Source organism: Mesorhizobium sp. L-8-10, from assembly GCF_016756635.1.
In the GTDB taxonomy this organism is placed as follows: domain Bacteria; phylum Pseudomonadota; class Alphaproteobacteria; order Rhizobiales; family Rhizobiaceae.
In genome coordinates this window covers 3950462-3974991 of record NZ_AP023263.1, presented here as the reverse complement: position 1 = coordinate 3974991, position 24530 = coordinate 3950462, and the positions used below count along the sequence as shown (strand labels likewise).

Below are 24530 nucleotides of genomic sequence, written 5' to 3'. Positions count from 1 at the left end.
GCCTCGTCGAAGCTGCCAATCTCCCCCCTTGAGGGGGAGATGGCCGGCAGGCCAGAGGGGGGTAAACTGTAGAGCACCATCGCCTCCTCAATCCTTCAGCGATTGCTCGCGCAGCGCGTCGGCGAGCAGGTTGAGCCCCAGCACGAAGGACATCAGCGCAAAGGTCGGCGGCAGCGCGGGATGGATGACCGAGCGCAGCAGGCGGCTCGCATCCTTGATCGCGGTGCCCCAATCGGGGCTTTCGGGCGCCAGGCCAAGGCCGAAATAGCCCAAAGTGCCGAGCAGGATCGTCGTGTAGCCGATCCTGAGGCAGGCGTCGACGATCAGCGGGCCGCGGGCATTGGGCAGGATTTCCCAGAGCATGATGTACCAGGGGGACTCGCCGCGGGTCTGGCCGGCCGCGACATAGTCGCGGGTCTTGATGTCCATGGTGAGCCCGCGCACGATGCGGAACACACCGGGGCTGGAGGCAAAGACCACCGCCACGAAGATGTTCAGCTCGTTTGGATCGATCGAGATTATCCCGAGCGGGTCGGCGTCGAAGACGAGGCCGAGATAGACCCATCCGCCGATGAGCACGGTCAGCGCCAGCTGAAGCGCCAGAAGCTGCGGCCGGCTCTTGAAGCGGGTGTAGAAGAACACCGTGAAGAAGATGATCGGGAACAGGAAGAAGAAGGCCGCCAGGCCGCGCGGTATCGACCAGCCGATGCCCAGGGTCCGGCCGAGCCAGGTATCGAAGCTGAGCTCGCGGATCTCCGGCGTCACCAGAAGGTAGAACAGGAGGATGACGGGGAAGGCCAGCACCAGATTGGCCAGGAACGACAGGATCGTGTCGGTCCTGCCGCCGTAGTAGCCCGCGGGCAGGCCGAGCACGATGCCGACCATCAGCGCGAAGGCGGTCGCGGCCGGCGCGATGACCAGGACGATGCGGCTGCCGAAGACCATGCGGCTGAACACGTCGCGCGCCAGCTTGTCGCCGCCGAACAGATAGACCTGCCCGGAACCGGGCTCGATCGCCCCCGGCAGCGCATCCTTCATGATCGGCACCTGGGACAGCGGGTCGAACGGCGCGATCCGCGCGGAGAACGCCGCGGTGAACAGCCAGAACAGGCAGATGACGACGCCCGCTATGCCCACGCCGCTGTCGAAGAGCTGGCCGTAGAGTCCGAGCCGCTTCTTGAAGCGGATGCTCGCGCCGAGCACGATCGCCAGGGACAGCCAGACCGGCCAGAAGCGAAAGAGAACGCCGAGGACGATTTCGAAGGCACCGACATATTCGACTTGCATCATGCGCTCCCGGCCTGTCAGCGCACTCTGATGCGCGGGTTGAGATAGGCGTAGCCTATGTCGGAGATGAGCTGGGTGAACAGCACGACGAAGACCGACACCAGCGCGCAGCCAAGCAGGAGGTCGATGTCGTTGTTGCCCGCCGCCTCGACGAGCGTGAAGCCGAAGCCCTGGTAGCGGAACATCGTTTCGACGATGACGACGCCCGTCAGCAGCCAGGGAAATTGCAGCATGATGACGGTGAAGGGGGCGATCAGGGCGTTGCGCAGCGCATGCTTGACAACCACCCCGCCGAAGGACAGCCCTTTGAGGCGGGCGGTGCGGATATATTGCTGCGTCATCACCTCCACCATGGAGGCGCGCGTCATGCGCGCGATGTAGCCGATGCCGTAGATGGCCATGGTCATGACCGGCAAGGTGAAGTTGAAGAAGGTGACCCCTTGCGACGCCGAGGCGGCCGAGCCGTTGAGCCAGCCCAGCCAGGATGCGAAGATGACCGTGAAGATGATGCCGGACACATATTCCGGCGTTGCCGTCGTGGTGATCGAGGCGACGGAAAGCGTACGGTCGGTGCGCGACCCTTCGCGCATTCCCGCCAGGATACCGACCAGCAGCGCAATGGGCACCATCGTGACCATCACCCAGAACATCAGTATGCCAGTCGCGCCGAGTGCCGGGAACAGCTTCGCGGCGACCGTCGTCTTGAACTTGGTCGAGCAACCGAAATCGCCCTGCAGCACGCCGGAAAAGGTGGGAACCGAAGGTTCGGCGCAGAAGCGGAAGCGCGGCACCGCCTCGCCGGTCGCCGGGTCGATGTTGGGCAGCTTCGGCGTCACGCCTATCCACTGGCCGTAGCGCACGAAGAAGTTCTGGCGGTAGCCGTTGCGCTGCAGCCAGCGCTCCAGATCCTCCGATGTCGCACGCATCTCGGTCTGGCTGATGGCGAGCTTCTTCAGGTTCGGCTCGAGATTGATCAGGAAGAACACGACGAAAGTCAGGCACAGCATGGTCAGTGCCATGGTCCCGAGGCGGCGCAAGATGAAAGCGAGCATCAATCCCCTGCCGTTCTGAAGGTTGGGGCCGAAGCCGGGACGCCTTTGAGGTCATTGAATCGATTCAACGACCGGCCGGAACGCTCCAGCGATTCAGGAAACGAGGGAGGGGCCCGAGGCCCCTCCCCGCGATGCGACGGCTAGGCGTCGAGCCAGACCTTTCCGTAGTCGTGCTCGAAGGTCGGATGCATGCCGTGGTTCTTCACCGCCGCCATGTGATGATTATAGAGCTTGCGCCAGTAGGGCTGGATGATGATGCCCGAATCCTGCAGGACCTGCTCGATCTCCTGCATCATGGCTTTGCGCTTGGTCGCGTCGGCCACGGCGAGCGCGGCGTTCAGCTTGGCATCCCAATCCGGATTGGACCAGGCGGTCTCGTTCCAGGCTTCGCCGGTGCGGTAGCCCAGCGCGAGGACCTGCACGCCGAGCGGGCGCATGTTCCAGTTGGTCATCGAATAGGGATATTTCGTCCAGTCGTTCCAGAAGGTCGAGCCCGGCAGGACGGTGCGCTTGACCTTGATCCCGGCATCACGCAGTTGGGCGGCGATCGCATCGCCGGTGTTCTTGTGCCAGTCCTCGTCGACCGTGATCAGCTCGTGCTCGAAGTCGGCCTGGCCGGCTTCCGCCATCATCGCCTTGGCCTTGGCCGCATCGCGGGCGATCTTGGGCAGCTCGAAATATTCAGGATGGATCGGAGCGACATGGTGGTTCTCGGCAGGCACGCCGGCATTGCCGTAGCCGAGCTGGAGAACGACGGCGTTGTCGACCGCGAGCTGCAGTGCGTTGCGCACCTTCTGGTCGTCATAGGGCTTGTTGGTGACGTTGGTGCGCGCAACGATGGTAGCCGCCGTCACTGCCTCCGACTTCACCAGGTCGAGTCCATCGAGAATGGACACATAGTCGGCCGAGGTTTCGAAGTTCGAGTGAATTTCGCCCGCCTCGAAGGCGCTGACCATCGCTGCGGGGTCGGTGCCGTAGTCGATGAACTCGATGCCGTCCAGATAGACGTCGCCGTTCCACCATTTGCCGTCCTCGCGGCGCTTGTAGACGACCTTCTGGCCGACGTCGTAGGAGACGAGCTCGAACGGGCCCGTGCCGATCGGGCATGCGGCGAAGTCGCCGCCCTTTTCGTCGAACGACCTGTGCACGACGAGGCCGGGATAGTCGCAAAGATTCGGGATCATCGAGATGTCGGACTTGGTGAGCTTGAGCTTCACCGTCATGTCGTCGACCTTCTCGACGGCGCCCTCGCGCATCTTGCCGGTGGCATCGTCGACCAGCGTGCCCATGCGCGCGGTCATGGAATTGCCTTCGGCCGACTTGTCGCACCAGCGTGTGAAGTTGAACATGACGTCGTCGGCATTGAAGGGGTCGCCGTTGTTCCAGGTCGCGCCCTTGCGGACATGGAGCACATATTCGGTCGCGTCGTCATTGACCTCCCAGCTCTCGAGCAGGTAGGGCTCGAACGTATATTCCCTTGTGTATTTCACCAGCGGCTCGATCGCCTGGCGCTCGGCATTGGCGATCTCCGACCAGTCGGCCTTGCGCGGGTCCTTGGGGTCCTTGATCCACATGGCGACCTTGAGGATGCCGCCCTTCTTGGGCGTTTCCTGTGCCGCTGCCGGCGTCGGCCCGTCAAGCCCAAGCAGCCCGTAGGCGAAGGCCGTCGATGCGCCGAAAGCACTGGCGATCGCCAGGAATTCGCGCCGGTCGACGCCGCCCTTCTTCGCCTCTTCCGCGAGTTCCAGGACGTGGTCCGGAACGCGGTCCCCATTGCTTTTGTAGAAGGTCATGACTTGCTCCCATTTATTGGCGTTCTGCCTGATACCATCCCGCATCACAGCCATGATGTCAAAAACGGCCGAGTGGAGAGATCCCATCCGCAAATCTGCACCTTCGGGAACGATACGGTTCGCGCGAATACGACAAAGTTGACGCAAAAATTGCATTGCGCCGCAGATTCGCCAAAATCTCGGGGAGGCGGCGAGAGTGACACGACAAGACGTCAGCGCACAGCGCCAGGCTGTCCGGCCCGTAAGGCCAGCCTCGCTGAAGTGCCATTCCTGCAAGCGGTCATGCGGCTCCGGCGACGCCCGGCAAATCGCTGAAATTCAATATTCCCGTTCGAAGAAGATGCCGCCCTTTGCGGCGCCGGTCTCGGAAGCTTCGCCACGCAGCCTGATCCCACGGCCGACGTCGAGGTCGATCGCGGCCTTGCCCGACCCCGCCTTGTCACCCTTCTCGAGCGTCAGATAAGTTCGGTCGTTCAGATATTTGCCTGCCGAAACGGCAGTATTGCCCTGTGCGTCGGTCTTCAGGTCGAGATCATCGACGCCGAGCCGGCCGCGCAGGTTCTCGAGCAGCGACGTCGGTCCTCCGACACCGGCGAGTTGCGCCGCGGCCTCCGCGAGCTGGGCGATCTGCAGCGGCGACAGATGCGACATCGAACGTCCGAAGATCAACCGCGCCAGCACCTCGTCCTGGGGCAGAGCGGGCACCGAAGAAAAGCCGAACTCCGGGTCGGTCGCCGGCCCGGTGACGGTGACCGTGACGGTGGCGTCGCCGGTGTCCGAATCGGCCGCCATGTCGAGTGTGGGTATCAGCGAACCGGCAAAGCCGAGATTGCCGCGGGTGAAATTCAAACGCCTGGCCAGAATGGACAGACGGCCGCGCCGCATCTCGAACTGGCCCACCGCCTGCGGCGCATCGGAGAAGCCGGTGAGCCTTAGCGAACCGCCGAGTTCGGCGTCCACTCCACGTCCCTGGACGAAGATCTGTTGCGGTGCGTTGATCGTGAGATCGAGGGCGATCCGGCCGGTGCCCCCGGTTCCGCTCGCCTGCGCCGGCTGGATGGCCCGCTGCTGCTGGATGACGGCCTTGGGCGCATACCTGTGCTGGACGTCGAGCGTCGACAGCGAGGCCGGCAGCCTCTGGGGAACGGTGATGACCGTACGGCCGAGATCGATCGTGCCCGAAACGACCGGCGTGCCCACGAGCGAGCCTTTGAGGGCGAGGTCGCCATTGACGGTCGTGGTCACGATCCTGCCGTCGGTGTAGCGGGCGTCGACGATCCTCAGAGAGAGATCGGCGGGAAAGCCCCTGGCCGGGTCGATGCCGACGGTGCCGCGGGCGGACAAGGTTCCGCCGGTGGAGATGTTGCCGGTGAGGCTGCGCAGCGTGGCGACCCCGCTGCCCAGCGAGACGTCGGCAGCCAGATTGTTGACGGCGATGCCCGATGCCGAATCGACGAAACGTCCGCCCGAGGCCCGTACCGTGCCGCTGATGGCAGGCGACGTCGCCGGCCCGCGTATCTGCAAGTCGACGTCGGCATCGCCGGAGAGCGACATGCCCAACGGGGACAGCCGCCTGGAAAGGATGGCAAAGGGCACGCGCCCGGAGAAATCGAGGCTGAGCGAGGGAGTGCCCGCCGTTCCCACCGTACCGCCGCCCTTGATGGCGAGGCCCGACGCCTCGCCGATATCGGCTTCGAATTTCAGCGCCGAACCGGCGAAGGTGCCGGTCGATGTGACGGAGAGCGGGCCGAGGCCCGCGGCGCTGGTCTGCGCGGTGCCGGCATTCACCCAACGCAACGAATAGCCGACCTCCGGCCTGGATGTCTGGCCGGAGACCCGCGCGGTTCCGGAAATGGTGCCGATGGCGTTGAGCCCGGGCGAGAAGGTGTTGGCCGCCGCCGCCGGCAGCCCCGCAAGCTGAACGTCGAGCGCCAGCGCCTGTCCGACCGAACCCGAGACGATGACGTTGCCGCCGGCAACCGCCAGCGCAAGCCTGTCGAGCGTCGTCTCACCGCTCTTGATCACAACGGTAGCGGCCTTGGCGAGGCCTATCTTCATGCTGTTGACCGTCGCCTCGCCCGAGGCAAGCTCGATCACTGTCTCGCCGTTCTGGATCTTGAAGCGGCCGGCCGCCTTCGCCGGCATCGCATTGACGGTTGCGCCACCCGAAAACCCGGTCCAGACGCCATCGCGGGTAAGCGTGACGTCGGCATTGCCGACGCTCGTGCCGCCGGAGACGATCGTGCCGGCACGCACCCTGCCCGATACCGCCGGCGCGGCGAGATAGTCGGTCACGGTCGCCTCGACCGAGACGGCCTTTGCGGAGAGATCGCCGCGTGACAGCGCAGCGGTCGTCAGGTCGACGACGATCTCGGGAACACCGCCGGCCCTGAGGAAGCGGATCCTGCCTTTGATGTCCCCCTTGGCCTCCTCGAACGCCAAGGCGGCGAGCGGCCCGACATCGGGGATGAGGACGTCGACGGCGCCTTCCGGCACGAAGGCGTCGTCAAGCACGAGGTCGCCGGTGATGCGGTTCTGGCCGAGCACGAGCGACAAGCCGCCGACCTCGCGGCGCCCCTCGGTCGTCTTCAACACGGCCGAGCCGTTGAGCGGCTGGCCGGCGACATTGCCTTTCAACGACACATTCGCCGACGGATTGGCGAAATCGGCAGCACCCGACGCCGTCAGTTCCAGCCCGGTGATCTCGCGACCCGCCGCCTGGATCCTGTCGCTGGTGACGGTGAGCGACAGGTCTGGCGCGTTGGGCCTGCCCCTGGCGTTCACGGAGAAGGCGATGTCGCCCGCTGTGCCCTCGGCGACCTGGCCGACATTGGAGAAGACGCCCTTCAGCGCGGCCTCGATATTGTCCGCCGCGAGAATAGCATTGCCGTCGACCGCGAGGTCGCCCGAGACCAGCTTGACGGGATCGGCCGTCAGCATGCCGGCAGCGTCACGTTTGACGGTGGCCGTCAGCGTGACGCGCTCGCCGAGCGCCGGGGCAGCGGCGGCCGGCAATGCCGACGCGGCGGCATCTGCCTCGATGTTGAGGGCGAGCGCGAAATCCGGGCGCGAAACAGTGCCGGCGGCCCTTGCCGTCAGGGCCTGTCCGGTCAGCGAGGCTGAGCCGATCGTGATCGCTGTTTCGGAAAGCTGGGCTTCGGCTGCAAGCTTCAACTGTCCGGCAACCAACGGCGCCAATGCCGCGCCGGCAGGAGTGGCGCTGCCGATGGTGACATCGGCGGCAAGCGGTCCGCTCGCGGTCGTCACGTCGAATCCGTCGGAATGCAGCGTCGCCTCGATGTCGCGCAACTCGTTGCCCTGTACCGCGACGCGATCGAGCGATGCTTCGACGTCGAGCATCGGCTGTTTGCCCGGACCGAAGATGCGAATATTGGCAGCGCTGAGAGATACCGACGCCGCCTGTTCGCCCGTTCCAAAGGCAAGCGGGACAGGGCCGGCAACGGCCTCGGCCTGGACGGCGAGGTCGTTGGCGCCCTCCGGATTGAGCGAACCTGCCGCGGTGACGTGGACGGCCGGAGACTGGATCGTCGCGTGCTCGATGTTCACCGATCCGGCCGCAGCCAGCAATGCCGCGATATCGAAATCCGTCCTTCCGGCCAGCAGCGGTCGCACGACATCAGGCGCAAAGCGCTCGAACTGGCCGTCGCCTTTGACGGTGATCCGCCGGCCGCCATCGGCCAGCGCATGATGGGCCGAAAGGCCGGTGACCGGGGCGCCATCGATTGCCACCGTTCCTTCGCCCTGCCAGTCGGCAACAGGCCCGGAGCCCGAGACGGTGATGTCGAAGACGGGCGATCCGGCGAGCATCAGCGCTTTCGCGATCGTGCCGCCTTCCGGTGCCGTCGCGCGCAAGGTGAGATCGAGCCGGTCGCCGCTGAGGCCGGCCGTGGCGGCGACATCATGCGCGGCAACCGATCCGGACACGACGGACCCTGCACGCAGCCGGCCCGAGATCGCGGGCTCGGCGAGATAGTCGGAAACGGTCGCGCCTAAGGCGACGCCCTCGGCGACGAGATCGGCGCGCGACAGCGACGGCGACGCCGTTTCAAGCACGATCTCGGGGACCCCGTCATTGCGGGCGAAGCGGATCTTGCCCTGGATCTCGCCCTTGGCCTCCTCGCCGGCGAGGGCAGCGAGCGTTCCGACATCAGGCACAGTGAGATCGAGCGTGCCCTCCGGCAGGAAATCGTCGCCGAGCAGCAGATTGCCGGACAGGCGGGCGTCGCCGAGCGCCAACGTCAGCCCGTCCACCGACCGACGTCCATCCGTCGTCCTGATCGTGGCTGTTGCGTTGAGCGTCTGGCCGGCGAAGTCGCCCTTCAGAGCGACATCCGCCGTCGGATTGGCGAGGTCGACCTTGCCCGACGCCGTGATATCCAGCCCGGTGATCTCGCGCCCGGCGGCCGCGATCTTGTCGCTGGTGAGGCCGAGCGCGACATCGGGAGCATTGCGGTCGCCCTTGGCCGTCATCGAGAACTCGACCGCACCGGTAGCACGGTCGGCCAACGGGGCAATGTCGGCAAGGCTGCCCTTCAACGCTGCATCGACGGTGTTGCCTGCAAGGCTCGCATTGCCGCCCATGGCGAGGCCGCCGGAGTTCAATTGCAGTGCCTCCACCGACAAATCGCCGGCCGCATCGCGCTTGACCGTCGCGGACAAGGCGACCCTCTCGCCCAGAGCCGGCCGCGCGGGCGGAGGCAGTGCCGAAGCGGCGACATCAGCGGCCAGAGCGATGGAGAGTGCAAAATCGGGGCGGCTGATCTCGCCCGAGAACCTGGAAGCGACGACATCGTTGGCCAGGGTGCCGGCAATGGCGCCGATGGCCGTCTCGCTCAGCTCAGCCGTCAGGTTGGCCTTGAGTTGCCCCGCGAGCAGCGGCGCCAGTGCGGGGATGTCGCTGACGGCCGATCCAGCGGAGAGATCAACCGCCACAGGGCCGCTGCGACGGGCAACGTCGAAGCCATCGGAGTGGATCACAGCCTCGATGTTGCGAAGTTCCATGCCTTGCGCGGCAAGCCGCTCGAGAGATGCGGTGACGTCGACATTCGGCTTGTCACCGGGGCCGAGCACCCGCACGCTCGCGTTTGAGAGGGCCACCGAAGCTGCGCCGAAATCGAGCGCGACCGGCCCTGCGACGGTGAGCGCAAAATCGCTCGCGCCCTGAGGGTCGATCGTACCCTTGGCGCTCGCGCGTATGGCGGCCGATTGAAGATCGGCCCGCTCGACTTCGATGCGGCCCGTCGTTCCGAGGAGCCCGGAGATGTCGAAGTCGGCCTTGCCGGAGAGCAGCGGCCGCAACGACTGCGGCAGGAAGCGCTCGAACTGGCCGTCGCCCCTGACTGCGATCCGGTTGCCGCCTTCGACCGCCTGTCGCGAGCCGGAAAGGGTGGTCACCACGGCACCGTCGACCGAGAAGGTCCCGCTGCCCGACCAGTCGTCGATCGGGCCGCTACCCGACACGAGGATCTGCACCGGCGGGGCGCCGGGCAGTTGCAGGAGATTGGCGATGATCCCGCCCGCCGGTTCGGAGCCGCGGATGGCGACGCTGAGCCGCTGCTCCGACGGGACGAAGTGGATCGAGGCGTCGAGGTCGCCGCCGACCCCGTCGATGCGTTTGACCCGCAGTTCGGTCCCGATGTTCAATGGATCGGCGAGCGCCTGCAGCGAGCCTTCCGCAGAGAGCTGCGCGACCGCGCCGGCGATCTCTTCCCCAAGTGCGATGTCGGGGAGATCGATATTGTCGATGGCCACCGAAACCGGGAGGCCGCCTCCACCGCCGCCACCGCCCTTGTTCTGCGAGCGCGGCAGACGCGCCACTTCGAGCCGCTGGGCGAAAATGCGTTCCGCGTTGAAGGTCCAGGAAATGAGCGCCAGCGGCGACCAGTCGATCTCGGCTCCGCGTATGACGAGCCATGGGCCCTCGGCATCCTCAATCACGACATGCTCGACCCTGAGATCGCCGCTCCAAATGCCGCCGATACCGCCGATCCGGACCTTCATGTCGTCGGTGGAGGCCATCGTCGAGACGAGCGCGGCGAGATTCTCGCGGCCCTTGGCGGTGAGCGTAAGGGCCGCGACCGCACCCACGGCCAGGGCAAGCACGGCCAGAAACACGTAAGACAGGATGCGGAGCATTCGTCTGAGGACGGTCATGTCAGAACGCCTGGCCGATACCGGCATAGATGCCGAAGTCCGGATCGCCCGGATCGGGATTGAGCGGCACTGCCGCGTCGATACGCAGCGGTCCGAAAGGCGTTAGATAGCGCAATCCCAGGCCTGCACCAAACTTGACGTCCGAGAAGCTGGGAAACTCGTTCTCCGATACGGTGCCGGCGTCGATAAACGGGACGATGCCGATCGTTTCGGTGACGCCGATGCGCATCTCGAGCGAAGCCTCCGCGAGGGAGCGGCCACCGATCGGGTCGCCGGCGGCGTCCTTCGGGCCGATGCCCTGATAGGCATAGCCCCTGACCGAGCCGCCGCCGCCGGCGTAGAAGCGGCGGTCTGCCGGAATGTCGGCAAGATCGGCGCCGACGATCGACCCCAAAGCGGCGCGCGTGGCGAAGATGAAGCGCTCGGCATCGTCGATCGCGCGGTAGGCGGAACCCTCGGCCTTCATCTTCACGAAGGTGTTGCTGTTCAGGATATCGTAGGTCGGCTCGACATAGGCGAGCGCCCTGAAGCCGCGCCTGGCGTCGAGCGGGTTGTCCCGGTTGTCGAACACATATTGAAGCGGGGTGCTGACCAGAAGATAGGTCTGGCCTTCCGGGTTCAGCGGATCTTCCACATCTTCCCACTCCACCGCCAGTTCTGCCGACAGCGACTGCCTCTTCGACAACTCATATTGAACGCCGGTACTGGCCCGGGTCGAGAACCGGTCATACGCGTCGGGATTCTCATAGACAGTCTTCACATTGGCGAAGAACTTCGAGTCCGGACCGATCACGCCCGGCTTCTCGAACAGGATCGCGGCATTGTAGTTCAGCTGCTTCAAGCCGCTATTGTCGCCGTAGCCGCCGCCGGCGCCGATGCGGCCGATCGAACCTTCGATGCGCAGCTTCTCCGCGTGACCGAACAGGTTGCGATGGGCCCAGTAGCCTTCGAGGCCAAGACCGTCGGTCGTGGAGTAGGAAGCGCCGCCGCCGAAGACGCGCCGCTTGCGTTCGCTGACCTGGAGGTGGAGCGGAAGCGAGCCGTCGGAAGCGAGCGCGTCGGCCTCGGTCAGATTGACGCTGGAGAAGACGCCGAGATTGAGAAGGCGCTCGCGCGCCTCGTCCATCTCGTCGGGCGAGTAGGTCCTGCCGGGTTCGAGCCCGACCATATAGGCCGTGAAGGCGGGATCCATGTATTCGGTGCCATCGACCGTGGTCTCGCCATAGGTCGCGATCGGACCGGCCGCGACGGAAAGCGTAACGTCGAGGGTCTGCGTCCTGTGGTCCGCGACGATCTCGCGCCCGGTTACCCGGGCCAGCGGCCGCCCCTCCTCGCGAAGCGCCCTGACGATGTCGGCTTCCGCCTTGAGGATCACGCCTGAACCGGCTGGACCGCCGGCGATAAGGCCGAATCGCGCCGGCGCAAGATCGGCCGCGTCGCCCTTCAAGGCAACGTCGCCGAGCGTGAAGACAGCGCCTGGGTCGACGACGATCGTGACCGGGACCGGTTCCCCGGTGAACACGGCGTCGGGCGCGATGTCGTCGAGCGGCTGGCCGGCGATCGAAATTCTCACGACTCCGTCGTAGCGCGCCTGCCGGTAGAGCGCCGCGATCAGCAACTCGCGTTCCGATCGTGCCCGTGACAACAGGCCGAGCGAGCCCGAAACCGGACGCTCCTGCCCGGCCACCAGTTCGGAGGCCTTCTCGAGCGTTTCCTGCAATTCCTTGTCGCCATCCGAGACCGTGAGCGTCACGGTATAGCGCAGCGGATCGGCGATATCGGCATCCTCTTCTTCGGAGGAGCCCCACAGCTTGAATCCGAAGAGTTCGAACGCGCCGGCCGGATGAGCCGCGATCGGCAGTGCGGCGCAGGCAAACAATGCCGTAGCCACGGCGCGCGCCAGGACGCGGCCGCTCCGACAGCCCCCCCGCAAACGCTGCTTACTCGACTCCATCATTCACAGGCTAGACGCGAAAACCTAAAATTGTTTTGACCTTATGAAGCACTCGTAAAGCAGCCACAATCGAATCGTCAGAAATAGCAAGTCGGGTGCAGGACACTCCTCCTTGCACTGATGAAAGATTGCGTGAACCCTTGTATTCTGGGGACAGCGTCATCGTCCAGTCACACGCGGCGGGGAACCGGTTGGAGCGGCGGGACCGGTTCGTGTTGACCGCCCGGGATAGGAGAGTGCCCCCGGCCGAAGCACAGCGCCCACGGGTTGTCGCGCGCGGGCGTCTCGCGCGTTGACAAGCAGCGGGCAAGGTTGCTGATGTGCCGCTGGGACGATCGATGGAGGTCATATCGCAATGCGTAAGGTCCACAGGTTCTCGGCACTGATCTTCCTGATCCTCGCCTTCGTCGCCCCCGCCTTCGCGGCAAGCGATGGCCGCTCGATCGTCACCACCGACGGCAGCGACTATTTCGGCTTCGACCTCAGGACCGAGCAGAACGTCACGCTCGACGGCTGCAAGGCCATCTGTCTCGCCGATTCGGCCTGCCGGGCCTTTACCTACAATACCAGAGCCCAGTGGTGCTTCCTCAAATCCGACTACAACCAGCTGAAACCGTTCAACGGCGCGGTTGCCGGCAAGGTGGTGAGCCTCGCGTCCGATCCCGATATCGGCGCGCCGGCCGAGCCCGCTTTCCTGCCCTCCTGGCTCGTCGAGGAAAGCAGGCAGTTCCGCCAATCGCTGACCGGCGAGGCGACAGGGACCGAAGGGCTGGCCGGGCTGACCGCCGCCGCACGGCAGAGCATTCAGTCAGGCGATCCACGCGGCGCCGTGGCACAGTTCAAGGCGGCGCTTGCGATCGCCCCGGACGATCCGGCCTTGTGGAACGAGCTGGCAAGGGCCGCCCTCGCCATCAGCCCGAGCAGCTATTCCGAGCGGGTGGAGCTTCAGCGTGTCGCCACATCCGCCGCCTATGACGGCTATCTTGTCTCCCGCACGGCCGCCGCCCGCGCGGACACGCTCGCCGCGCTCGCGGCCGGCCTCGACCGGCGCGAGCTCTTCCGCCCGGCGCTGCAGGCCTATGAGGCGAGCCTTTCCCTGGCGAATTCGCCGGCGGTCCGGGCCGCCTACGAGGATCTCAAGGCGACCAAGGGCTTCCGCGTGGTCGACCACTCCATCGATACCGACAGCGCCTCGCCGCGGGTCTGCGCCCAGTTCTCGGAGGATCTGGTGAAGGTCGGCACGGATTATTCGACCTTCGTGACGGTCGACGGCGCCGCGCCCAAGGGCATCGAGGCCAAGGAACGCCAGATCTGCGTGGAGGGCCTGGCCCACGGCCAGCACTACCGCGTCGCTTTCCGCACCGGCCTGCCGGCAGCGATCGGCGCGGTCCTGGAAGCGCCCGTCCTGCTCGACGTCTATGTCCAGGATCGGCCGCCTTCGGCCCGCTTCACCGGCGACAGCTTCGTGCTGCCCGCAACCGCCCGCCGCGGTATCCCCATCGTCACGGTCAATCTGGACGTGGCCGACGTCAAGCTTTACCGCATCGGCGACCGTTCGCTGGCGCAGCTTCTGTCCGGCTACCAGTTCCTGCGCCAGCTCGACGGCTACGACCTGACGAACATCGCCGAACAACTGGGAGCACCCGTGTGGGAGGGCAAGCTCGACATCGCCAACGAGCTCAACAAGGAAGTCGTCACCTCCTTCCCCGTCGATGAGGCGCTGCCGCAGCGCAAGCCCGGCGTCTATGTGCTGACGGCCGCGCCGGTCGACGACCGTCGCGACGAGTGGGAATCGCGCGCCACGCAGTGGTTCGTCGTCTCCGACATCGGCCTGTCGACCTATACGGGCGAGGACGGGCTCCATGTCTTCGCCCGCTCGCTGGGCAGCGCCAGGCCCCTCGCCGGCGTCGATCTGACCCTGCTCGCCAAGAACAACGAGGTGCTGGGCACCGGCAGGACCGATGCGGAAGGCCGCGTCACCTTCACGCCGGGCCTCGTGCGCGGAGAAGGCGGCATGGTGCCGGCCGTGCTGATGGCCGACAATGGCGGTAACGACTTCGTCTTCCTCGACATGACGCGGGCCGGCTTCGACCTGTCCGACCGCGGTGTCGAAGGGCGGCCCGCGCCGGGCGCGCTCGACGTCTATGCCTGGACCGAACGCGGCATCTATCGCGCCGGCGAGACCGTCCATGTGGCGGCACTCGCCCGTGACGACGCCGCCAAGGCGGTCGAGAACCTGCCGCTCACCTTCATCTTCACCCGCCCCGACGGCGTCGAGGACCGGCGCATCGTCAGCGACGGCGCCGCCGTCGGCGGCCATGCCGTCGATCTCGCCCTTTCCGGGAACGCGATGCGCGGCACCTGGCAGGCGAGTATCCACACCGATCCCAAGCAGCCGGCCGTGGCGCAGATGATGTTCCTGGTCGAGGACTTCGTGCCGGACCGCATCGAATTCGACATGACTGCCGACCGCGACGAGATCGCCGCCGGCGAGACCGCCAATGTGACGGTGGACGGACGGTTCCTCTACGGCGCCCCCGCCGCCGGCCTGCCGCTCGAAGGCGAGGTGACGCTGTCCACGGAGCGCGAGTGGCCGCGCTACAAGGGCTATGTCTTCGGCCTTGCTGACGAGCAGGAAGGCGAGGCGACCCGTATTCCGCTCTCCGACCTGCCCGACGTCGGCGACGACGGCAAGGCGGAGTTCCCGATCGTCCTCGACCAGTTGCCGTCGACCACCCGGCTCTTGAACGCCGAGGTGACGGTGCGGATGCGCGAGAGCGGCGGCCGCGCGGTCGAACGCAAGCTCGATCTCCGCGTCAGGCCACAGGGCGACAAGATCGGCATCCAGCCGCAATTCGAGGGCGAGGTGCCGATGGGCGGCACCGCCGGCTTCAAGGTCATCGCCGTCGACAATGCCGGCAACCGCAAGGCCGAAACGGGCCTGGCCTGGTCGCTCCTCAAGGTCGAACGGAACTATCAATGGTACCGCAGCAACAACTCGTGGAACTATGAGCCGGTGACCTTCACCAAGGCCATCGCCTCCGGCACGATCGACGCATCGGCCACGGCCGAAGCCGAGATCAGGATGCCGGTGGACTGGGGCCGCTACCGGCTCGAGGTCGAAAGCTCCGGTCCGAGCGGGCCCGCCAGCAGCTATGAATTCGATGCCGGCTGGTATGTCGCCGCGAGTTCGACCGAAACGCCCGATGGGCTGGAGATCGCCCTCGACAAGCCGGTCTATGCCGCCGGCGACGTCGCCAAGCTGCAGGTCTCGCCGCGCTTCGCCGGCGAGCTGCTGGTGACCGTGGGCTCCGAGAAGCTGCTCGCCAGCGTATCGGCCAGCATTCCGGAAGGCGGCGCGACCATCGACATCCCCGTCGGCGACGGCTGGGGCGCCGGCGCCTATGTGACGGCCACGCTCTATCGTCCGGGTGAAGCGATCGAGACCCGTATGCCGGCCCGCGCCATCGGCGTGAAATGGCTGAAGGTCGATCCCGGCGCGCGCAAGCTCGGTGTCGCGCTGGCCACTGTCGAGAAGACCGAACCGCGCAGGCCCCTGGAGATACCGGTGGCGGTGACCGGCGCGGCACCCGGCAGTGACGCCTATGTGACGGTCGCGGCCGTCGACGTCGGCATCCTCAACCTCACCAACTACAAGACGCCGGATCCGGAAGCCTGGTTCTTCGGCCAGCGCATGCTCGGCATCGAGATCCGCGACCTCTACGGGCGTCTGATCGACGGCTCGCTGGGCGCGGCCGGTCGGCTCCGCACCGGCGGCGACGGCGCCCAGATGGCGACCGAGGGCAGCCCGCCCACGCAGAAGCTGGTCGCCTTCTTCTCCGGCCCGGTGAAGCTCGACGCGGAGGGCAAGGCCACGATCGCCTTCGACATTCCGCAGTTCAACGGCACCGTGCGGGTGATGACCGTCGCCTGGACAAAGGACGCCGTCGGCCATGCCACGTCAGACGTCGTGGTGCGCGACCCGATCGTGATCACCGCCGGCCTGCCCCGCTTCATGGCGCCCGGCGACGAGGCCCAACTCACGCTCGACATCGCCAATACCGATGCTCCCGCCGGCGACTACACCGTGACTGTCGAAGGCAACGACCGGCTGGATGTCGCGCTCGGCGGCGATCTCGGCACGCTCGCTCTCGAACCCGGCAAGCGCCAGACACTGACGATACCACTGACGGCCCAACAGGTCGGCGAGGCCGGGGTTACGATCCGGCTGGCCAATGCCGCGGGCCAGACCGTGGAACAGGCGCTGTCGCTGCCGGTCCGTCCGGCCGCGATGCCGGTGACCACGCGCTCGCTGATCGGGATCGCGCGCAACGGCGGCAAGCTGACCATCGACCGCGAAGTGCTGGCGGCCAGCCTGCTCGACGGGGCGACGGTGAGCGTCGGCGTATCGCCGGCGGCGGCCTTCGACGTCGCCTCCATGCTGATGACGCTCGATCGTTACCCCTATGGCTGCGCCGAGCAGACCACGAGCCGCGCGTTGCCGCTGCTTTATGTGAACGAGCTTTCGGCCGGATTCGTCATGACCGAGGACCCGGATCTGAAGAGCCGGATCCAGGACGCGATCTACCGGGTCCTCAACTACCAGTCCAGTTCCGGCAGCTTCGGCCTCTGGGGCCCGGGCTCGGGCGACCTGTGGCTCGATGCCTATGTGACGGATTTCCTGACCAGGGCGCGGGAAAAGGGCTACGACGTGCCTGATCAGGCGATGCTGCAGGCCGTGAGCAACCTGCAGAATTCGCTTGGCTACGACCTCGATCTGGAAGGCCGCGGCAGCGAGATCGGCTATTCGCTCTATGTGCTCGCCCGCAACAAGAAAGCTTCGGTCGGTGATCTGCGTTATTATGCCGATACCAGGATCGAGGCCTTCTCGAGCCCGATGGCCGTAGCGCATCTGGCGGCGAGCCTCGCGCTCTACGGCGACGCGCAACGCGCCGAGCGCGCCTTCCAGGCGGCGCTGACGCTGGCGAAAAGCACGGCCGAATACGACTATTACCGGTCCGACTACGGCTCGAAGCTTCGCGACGGCGCCGCCATGCTGGCGCTCGCCGCCGAGAGCAGCCCGATGCCATCGTCGATCGCGGAAATGGTCGAGTATGTCTCGGCCGAGCGCGGCAAGGCGCGTTGGACGAGCACCCAGGACAACGCCTGGATGCTGCTCGCCGCACGGGCGCTCGTCGCCGGCAATGACGCGATCCGGCTGGAAGTGAACGGGGCTCCGCATTCGGGGAGCTATTCGACGCGGGTGACGGGCGAGGAACTCGTCGCCGAGCCGATCAGCATCGCCAATCCCGGCAACACGCCGATGGAGGCTGTGCTCACCACCATGGCCGTGCCGCTTCAGCCGCTGCCTGCCGGCGGCGACGGCTTCACAATCGAGCGCACCTACTACACGCTCGACGGCGCCGAGGCCAATGTCATGGAGGCGAAGCAGAACGAGCGCTACGTCGTGGTGCTGAAAATCGCGCAGCTCAACAACTGGGCCTCGCGGGTGCTGATCAACGACCTGCTGCCGGCCGGCTTCGAGATCGACAATCCCGGCCTGGTGTCGAGCGCGCAACTCGACAATTTCGGCTGGCTGCCGCAGACCGAGGCCGCCCATCTGGAGTTCCGCGACGACCGCTTCATCGCGGCATTCAACCGGGGCCAGGGCGATAATTCCGAGGTCACGGTCGCCTATGTCGTGCGTGCGGTGACGCCGGGCGTCTTCGCCCATCCGGCGGCGACGGTGGAAGATATGTACCGTCCCGAATTCGCGGCCCGCACGGCAACCGGCATGATGGAGGTGAAGGCGCAGTAGGATGTTTGGCTTGATGCGGCGGGGCGTACCCCTCATCCGACCGCGCTTCGCGCGGCCACCTTCTCCCACAAGGGGAGAAGGCAGGAGCCTGACCTTGCCGGCTCTGCAAGCTACCAGCTAGGATGCTTCGAAGAGATGCAGCGGGACGTACCCCTCATCCGACCTCGCTTCGCGAGGCCACCTTCTCCCACAAGGGGAGAAGGCGGGAACCTGGCGTTGCCGGCTCTGCAAGCCACCAGCGTTGACGATTGGCCGAGACCTTACTGCAGGCGTCCCCTTCTCCCCTTGTGGCAGGCCGTGTGAGAACTGGACGGAGGCATAGCGTTGTGAGTGGTTTGGAAGCTGAGGCACGAGTTCACGCCCCCCTATGCTTGCGAGGACAGCAGGGTCTGGAGCAGCGCCGGCACACCCAGAATGTTCACCACCCGCTTCAGATTGTAGCCCAGGACGCTGAGCGCCAACTCGGACCTGGCCTTTTTCAGCCCGCGGACCAGGAACCGGGGATGGCCCATCATCCATTTGATGGTGCCGTAAGGGTGTTCGACCAGCATGCGCCGCTGCGCCATCCACTCGGGGTCGCTGATGGCGCGCCGGTGCATCGCCTCGCGCGCATCTTCATGGAAGTGGCGGATGATGGTGCGCTTGGCGGCCTGCGTGCACTTCGGCTTCAAGGCACAGTCCGCACAGGCCTTGGTCCCGTACTTCTTCTTCTGTTCCGTCCACGAGGTCTCCCGGTGGGTGAGCGTTTCGCCGGCCGGGCAGCGCCAGCTGTCGCTCTCGGCGTCGTAGCTGAACTGGTCGCGGGTGAAGTACTCTTTGCCTTCCGGGTTGACGGTTTCGGCCCGCGGCACGATGGCGGTGATGCCGTCGTCCTCGCAGCGCTGGCCGTGCTCGCCGTTCGAATAGCCGGCATCGGCCACCACCGCTACCTTGTCACCGTCCACGGCTTCGCGGCCGGCCACCGCCATCGGGTGGAGCTGGCACTGGTCGTTGCCGTCATTGGTCAGGTCGAAGGCAACCACCAGCTTGTGTTTTGCGTCGACCACGGTCTGCGCGTTGTAGGCCACCTGATGGCCGTGCCGAGCCGTGCGCATCAGCTTGGCCTCGGGCTCGGTGCGAACCCACTGGCTCAACCCGCGTCCGGTCAAAGCCTCGGCCTGCTGCTGGATCTGCTCGCGGCGCGCCCGCAAGGCCGCCACCGCCGCCGCAACGTCCACGCCATCCGTCTGCGCCGCGCGCTCGTCCCGGTCGGCTTCGTCCATCTGCGCAAGATAGGCGGCAATCTTGCGGTCCACGGCCGCCGTCGCCTTCTCCAGTTCCTTGGCCGTCACCACCTGCTTGCGGCTCGCCACCGCATCGATCTTGGTCCCGTCGATCGCAAGCAACGTGCCGCCGACCAGCGCCTGCTCCCGGCAGAAGCGCACGAAGGCCCGGCACACCCCAACGATCGCTTCCGGATGATCCTTGCGGAAATCCGCAATCGTCTTGAAGGCCGGCGCCGCGCGATGGGTGAGCCACATCACTTCAATGTTGCGCCGCGCTTCCGCCGCAAGCCGGCGGCTCGACCGCACCTGGTTCTGGTAGCCGTACACATAAAGCTTCAACAAATCGCCCGGATCGTAGGGTGGCCGGCCCGTGGCCTCGGGAACAACCTTGGAGAAACCGAGCTGCGCCAGATCGAGGCTGTCGACGAAGGCATCGATGACCCGCACCGGATGATCGGCACCGACCGCCTCGTCCAAGGTTTCCGGGAACAAGCTCGTTTGCTCCCGCGACTGGCCTGTCATATGCGCCATTTCGGCCTCGTCTCAAACTGCCAAAAATCCGGCAAATCACTGCTTTGGATCAACAATTTGAATCCGATCCAGGTTGATTTGGGAAGCCCAAGATGCTCCTCGACACATCCAAAAAACCAATGCCCGAGTTTTCACACGGCCTGGTGGGAGAAGGTGGCCTCGCGAAGCGAGGTCGGATGAGGGGTGTCGGGCGCCCACCGGCCTTGCGACGGCTCGCCATCGCCACCGCATCGGTCGCCGTCCTGGCGACCTCGGTGGCGGGCGGTCTCGCATGGCTCGACCATGCCTTCCCGCCGCCGATCCCCGCCCGGCTCACCGTCTCGCCCGAGGTCGTCGACCGCGACGGCGCGCTGCTGAGGGCCTTCGCCACGCCAGACGGACGCTGGCGGCTCGCCGTCGATCTCGATCATGTCGACAAGCAGTTCGTCGACATGCTTGTCGCCTATGAGGACAAGCGCTTCTGGACGCATTCCGGCGTCGACCCGCTGGCGCTCTTGCGTGCCGCCGGCCAGTTCGCCGGCAGCGGCCGCATCGTCTCGGGCGGCTCCACCTTGTCGATGCAGCTCGCCCGGCTGATGGAGCCGCGCGAAAGCCGGTCCTTCGGCGCAAAGTTCAAACAGATCTTCCGCGCCGCCCAGATCGAGCGGCGGCTGTCCAAGCGCGAGATCCTCGAGCGATACCTGACGCTCGCGCCCTATGGCGGCAACCTCGAAGGCATCCGCGCGGCCTCGCTCGCCTATTTCGGCAAGGAGCCACGCCGGCTGACCGTCTCGGAAGCCGCGGTACTGGTGGCGCTGCCGCAACTGCCCGAACGACGCCGGCCCGACCGCAACCCGCAAGGCGCCCACAAGGCGCGCGAGCGCGTGCTCGCCCGCATGGTGAGCGCCGGCCTCATCGGCGAGGCCGAGGCGGGCCGGGCCAGCGCCGAGGAACTGACGGCGATCCGCCGCCCCCTTCCCGCGCTCGCGGCCCACGCCGCCGAGACGGCACTGCGCAACGCGCCGTCGCAGACCCGCCACGAACTCACCATCCGCAAGCGCGTACAACAAGGCCTCGAGACGGTGGCGCGCCAGGCTGCCGCCAAGCTGGGGCCGCGACTTTCGGTAGCCATGGTGCTGGCCGATGCGCGCACCGGCGAGATCCTCGCCGAAGTCGGCTCCGCCGACTTCTTCGATGCCCGCCGCTCAGGCTGGATCGACATGACGCGGTCCGTGCGCTCGCCGGGCTCGACGCTTAAGCCTTTCATCTACGGCCTGGCGATCGAGGAAGGCCTGGTCGCCCAGGAGACGCTGATCGAGGATCGGCCCGCCAACTTCGCGGGCTACCGGCCGAAAAACTTCGACATGAGCTACCAGGGCGACGTCAGCGTCCGCCAGGCCCTTCAGCTTTCACTCAACGTGCCTGCCGTCCGTCTGCTCGACGCAGTCGGTCCGGCTCGGCTCACCGCCCGTTTCCGGCAGGCGGGCGTCACGCCGCAACTGCCGCCCGGCGAAGCGCCCGGCCTGGCCATCGCGCTCGGCGGCGTCGGCGTCTCGCTCCGCGACCTGGTCCAGCTCTATACCGGCCTCGCCAATGCCGGTCGGGCTCGTGCCCTGCGCGACGGAAGCGAGCGGCCCGGCACGCCGCCTGCCGCAGGCGGCACCGTGCTCAGCGACGCCGCGACCTGGCAGGTCGCCGATATGCTGGCTGGCGTAAAGCCGCCGGAAGGCTCGGCGCCGCGCGGCCTCGCCTACAAGACCGGCACCAGTTACGGCTACCGCGACGCCTGGTCGATCGGTTTCGATGGCCGCTACGTGCTGGGCGTCTGGGTCGGCAGGCCGGATGCCGGCGCCGTGCCCGGCCTGTCGGGCTACGTCTCAGCCGCTCCAATCCTGTTCGAGGCCTTCGCCAGGTCGGGCCTTGCCGCCGTGCCCCTGCCGCGCGCGCCGGCCGGCACCTTCAAGCCGAGGCGCCACGAATTGCCGGTGACGATGGAACGTTTCGCTGCCACGGAAGACGGGTTGATTGCCGCGAAGCCGACCGAGCCGGCGCCACAGATCGTCTTTCCCCCGGACGGCGCGCGCGTCGATCTCGGCGCCTCAGGCGCCGAGACCTCGCCGCTGGTCCTGAAACTTCAGGGCGGGCGCGCGCCCTTCCGCTGGCTCGCCAACGGCAAGCCGCTGGCCGAGGTCGTGCGCCGCCGCACCGCGACCTGGGTGCCCGACGGCGCCGGGACCTCGGTGCTGACTGTTATCGACGCAGCCGGCAGGGCAGCCAGCGTGAAGGTCTTCGTCGAATAATGCCGTTCCCCTATCCCGGATGCTGCGCATGGTGACTTGACGTCGTCCCAATCATGTATCATTAAAAGTTACATGAGAACCGACGGCAGGCTTTCCGCAGTCCTTCATGCCTTGCTCCACATGGCCGACCATGGCGGCCCCATGACCTCGGCCGAGCTCGCACGCTGCATGAACACCAACCCGGTCGTGGTGCGCCGCACGATGGCCGGACTGCGCGAGGCAGGCCTGGTAGCGTCCGAGAAAGGTCATGGCGGCGGCTGGGTGATCGCCTGCGATCTCTCCGCAGTGACCTTGAAGGACATCTATGACGCCCTGGGCGCGCCGACGATCCTGGCGATGGGGGTTGAGCTCGAACACCGCACCTGCCTCGTCGAGCAGGCGGTCAACCACTCGCTGAACGACGCCTTCCGTGAAGCGGAAGCATTTCTCATCGGCCGGCTCGCCGATGTCACGCTGGCCAGGCTCGCCGAAGAATTCCAGGCGCGCGCGGCCCGGTACCGGAACCATGACAAAGAGGCACATGATGTATGAAGCCATCGTCGTCGGCGGCAGCTATGCCGGCATGTCCGCAGCACTGCAGCTCGCCCGCGCGCGACGCAGGATCCTGGTGGTCGACCAGGGCCGCCGGCGCAACCGCTTCGCCAAGACATCGCACGGCTTCCTCGGACAGGACGGGCGCGCGCCCGATGCGATCGCAGCCGACGCCCGTGCGCAATTGACGGCCTATCCGACCGTCGAATGGATCGACGCATGCGCCGAGCGCGGCGCGCGGACCGAGAAAGGCTTCTCGGTTACCTTGGAGAATGGAGACACCCACGATGCAAGACGGCTGGTGCTCGCCACCGGGGTCGTCGACAGCCTGCCCGACATTCCGGGGCTTGCGGAACGCTGGGGCCGAAGCGTGTTCCATTGTCCCTATTGCCATGGCTATGAGCTCGGCAACGGCCGCATCGGCGTGCTGGCTGTGTCCTCATTGTCGATGCATCACGCCTTTATGCTGCCGGACTGGGGAAGCACGACCTTGTTCCTGAACGGCGCATTTGTCCCCGACGCAGATCAGCGCGCTCAACTGGATCGCCGCGGGGTTGCGATCGAGGAATGCGCGGTGGAGAAGATCACCGGCGAAGCCGACGTCGTCCTGACGGACGGCCGCGTCGTCAAGCTCGACGGGCTGTTCACAATGCCGCGCACGAGCATGGCCAGTCCGCTCGCCGAGCAGCTCGGCTGCGCCTTCGAAGAGGGGCCGATGGGACCTTTCCTGCGGACCGACACCGTCAAGGAAACCACGGTGCCTGGCGTGTTCGCCTGCGGCGATGCGGCGCGCGCCGCGGGGTCGGTCGCGCTCGCCGTCGGCGACGGCGCGATGGCGGGAGCCGCTACCCATCAGTCGCTCATGTTCCGCGCCTCCTGAGGGGAGCGCTTCAAGGCGTGATAAGCGTCAGCGACGGAAAATAGGTGCGGTAGCGACCAATGTCGCGGGCCAGTAGCGGTAACTCGCTGACCGCGGCGTGGGCACCGATGAAGAGGTCCGGCAGTACCCCGGTGCGCGATCCACCCGATTTGCGATACTGGGTGAATGCCTTCCCGGCGAGGAACAGCGCCGGCCGCGGCATCGGCGCGATCGCACCGCCTCGACAAATTCATCGACGTCCTCGATCCGGCTGTAGCGAACGGAAATCTCCGCATAGATGATATCGTTGATCAGCAACGGTCCACGCAGCGAGGCGGCCTCGAGTTGCGCGATCGACCACTCCGCCCACTGCGGATCGTCGGTGACGAGGTCGAGCAGGACATTGGCATCGACGAGCGTCACGTCTCACCGCGCGTCAGTGCCATGATCGCGTCGGTATCGAGCCCCTTGCCGGCATGACCACGCAGTCTGGCAAAGCGACTCGCCGGGCGTTCCTCATCCGCACGAACCAACACCACGCTGCCGTCGGCGGCGCGGCGGAAATCCACCTTGCTGCCCGGTGCGATCCCCAACAGGTCGCGCACCGGCTTGGGAATGGTCACCTGACCTTTTGCGGTCACGGTCGCGGTCATCGCACCCTCGGTAAGGACTGTTCACAGCAAGGTATTACCGGCGACGAATGGATGCAAGCAGGCGAGTGCCCTGCCCGACGTTTGGACCGCTGGAAGCTCTATGACGGGCAGGAATATGCCGATGAAGCGCGTCGGTTCTGGGATCTTTCTTCCGGGACAAGCTCTGTGGCGCGCAGCCTGCGAAGGCCGTAGCGGCGGAACAAGGGCGTTCGCCGCCGAGCGAAGCGGCAATCAGCGCCCGTCTGCTCGAGGGGGCGTCGGCTAGCGGTCAATTCCGACGCTTGATACTAGAACCGTAAGGCTTGCTCAGAGTGGAGAGCCGAAGTTCCCGTTC

At 66.3% G+C, this 24530-nt stretch carries 11 protein-coding genes and 1 pseudogene; 4 read left to right on the top strand and 8 right to left on the bottom strand.

Translation table 11 applies throughout. The annotated features are described in order from the left end of the window. Positions 1 to 87 precede the first annotated feature (87 nt). The 5 genes from JN280_RS18305 to JN280_RS18285 form a co-directional block, all read right to left on the bottom strand. Positions 88 to 1287, bottom strand: a complete 1200-nt coding sequence (locus JN280_RS18305; protein ID WP_202314852.1) for an ABC transporter permease — start codon at positions 1285 to 1287, stop codon at positions 88 to 90. 17 nt (positions 1288 to 1304) lie between these two features. Then, positions 1305 to 2339 carry an ABC transporter permease gene (locus tag JN280_RS18300; RefSeq protein ID WP_202314103.1) on the bottom strand — a complete coding sequence of 345 codons (1035 nt, stop codon included), beginning with the start codon at positions 2337 to 2339 and terminating at the stop codon, positions 1305 to 1307. A gap of 140 nt (positions 2340 to 2479) precedes the next feature. Next, entirely contained in the window at positions 2480 to 4132 is a 1653-nt protein-coding gene (locus tag JN280_RS18295) for an ABC transporter substrate-binding protein (protein WP_202314101.1), read from the bottom strand. 318 nt (positions 4133 to 4450) lie between these two features. Next, on the bottom strand, positions 4451 to 10306 hold the full coding sequence (locus tag JN280_RS18290; RefSeq protein WP_202314100.1) for a translocation/assembly module TamB domain-containing protein: 5856 nt from the start codon (positions 10304 to 10306) through the stop codon (positions 4451 to 4453). A gap of 1 nt (position 10307) precedes the next feature. Beyond that, entirely contained in the window at positions 10308 to 12260 is a 1953-nt protein-coding gene (locus JN280_RS18285; RefSeq protein WP_202314850.1) for an autotransporter assembly complex protein TamA, read from the bottom strand. 355 nt (positions 12261 to 12615) lie between these two features. On the opposite strand from JN280_RS18285, the gene JN280_RS18280 reads away from it, so the two are divergent. Continuing rightward, positions 12616 to 18078, top strand: coding sequence for an alpha-2-macroglobulin family protein (locus tag JN280_RS18280; RefSeq protein ID WP_202314096.1), 5463 nt, complete (start codon positions 12616 to 12618; stop codon positions 18076 to 18078). A 365-nt stretch (positions 18079 to 18443) separates the two neighbouring features. Here JN280_RS18280 and JN280_RS18275 read toward each other — a convergent pair whose 3' ends face one another. Next, complete coding sequence (locus JN280_RS18275) at positions 18444 to 19874, bottom strand: IS1182 family transposase (RefSeq protein ID WP_202309432.1); 1431 nt, start codon at positions 19872 to 19874, stop codon at positions 18444 to 18446. Positions 19875 to 20050: 176 nt separating this feature from the next. Here JN280_RS18275 and pbpC point away from each other — a divergent pair, with 176 nt between their 5' ends. From pbpC to JN280_RS18260, 3 genes are all read left to right on the top strand, one after another. Beyond that, entirely contained in the window at positions 20051 to 22153 is a 2103-nt protein-coding gene (pbpC, locus tag JN280_RS18270; protein ID WP_202314094.1) for a penicillin-binding protein 1C, read from the top strand. 72 nt (positions 22154 to 22225) lie between these two features. Further along, a complete protein-coding gene (locus JN280_RS18265; protein WP_202314092.1) occupies positions 22226 to 22684 on the top strand; it encodes an Rrf2 family transcriptional regulator in 459 nt (152 codons plus the stop codon). Next, entirely contained in the window at positions 22674 to 23564 is an 891-nt protein-coding gene (locus JN280_RS18260) for an NAD(P)/FAD-dependent oxidoreductase (RefSeq protein WP_202314848.1), read from the top strand. Before JN280_RS18265 ends, JN280_RS18260 begins: the two co-directional genes overlap by 11 nt. A 10-nt stretch (positions 23565 to 23574) precedes the next feature. On the opposite strand, the pseudogene JN280_RS18255 reads toward JN280_RS18260, so the two are convergent. Together JN280_RS18255 and JN280_RS18250 are read right to left on the bottom strand one after the other, a co-directional pair. Continuing rightward, positions 23575 to 23966, bottom strand: a pseudogene (locus JN280_RS18255) (type II toxin-antitoxin system VapC family toxin). Next, on the bottom strand, positions 23963 to 24196 hold the full coding sequence (locus tag JN280_RS18250) for an AbrB/MazE/SpoVT family DNA-binding domain-containing protein (protein ID WP_202314090.1): 234 nt from the start codon (positions 24194 to 24196) through the stop codon (positions 23963 to 23965). The pseudogene JN280_RS18255 and the gene JN280_RS18250 overlap by 4 nt, the downstream one beginning before the upstream one ends. Between the last annotated feature and the right edge of the window lie 334 nt (positions 24197 to 24530).

Bases quoted from the DNA above. Each gene is read 5' to 3' on its own strand.
- JN280_RS18305 (WP_202314852.1), bottom strand. From the start codon at position 1,287: ATGCAAGTCGAATATGTCGGTGCCTTCGAAATCGTCCTCGGCGTTCTC.
- JN280_RS18300 (WP_202314103.1), bottom strand. From the start codon at position 2,339: ATGCTCGCTTTCATCTTGCGCCGCCTCGGGACCATGGCACTGACCATG.
- JN280_RS18295 (WP_202314101.1), bottom strand. From the start codon at position 4,132: ATGACCTTCTACAAAAGCAATGGGGACCGCGTTCCGGACCACGTCCTG.
- JN280_RS18290 (WP_202314100.1), bottom strand. From the start codon at position 10,306: ATGACCGTCCTCAGACGAATGCTCCGCATCCTGTCTTACGTGTTTCTG.
- JN280_RS18285 (WP_202314850.1), bottom strand. From the start codon at position 12,260: ATGGAGTCGAGTAAGCAGCGTTTGCGGGGGGGCTGTCGGAGCGGCCGC.
- JN280_RS18280 (WP_202314096.1), top strand. From the start codon at position 12,616: ATGCGTAAGGTCCACAGGTTCTCGGCACTGATCTTCCTGATCCTCGCC.
- JN280_RS18275 (WP_202309432.1), bottom strand. From the start codon at position 19,874: ATGGCGCATATGACAGGCCAGTCGCGGGAGCAAACGAGCTTGTTCCCG.
- pbpC (WP_202314094.1), top strand. From the start codon at position 20,051: ATGAGGGGTGTCGGGCGCCCACCGGCCTTGCGACGGCTCGCCATCGCC.
- JN280_RS18265 (WP_202314092.1), top strand. From the start codon at position 22,226: ATGAGAACCGACGGCAGGCTTTCCGCAGTCCTTCATGCCTTGCTCCAC.
- JN280_RS18260 (WP_202314848.1), top strand. From the start codon at position 22,674: ATGATGTATGAAGCCATCGTCGTCGGCGGCAGCTATGCCGGCATGTCC.
- JN280_RS18250 (WP_202314090.1), bottom strand. From the start codon at position 24,196: ATGACCGCGACCGTGACCGCAAAAGGTCAGGTGACCATTCCCAAGCCG.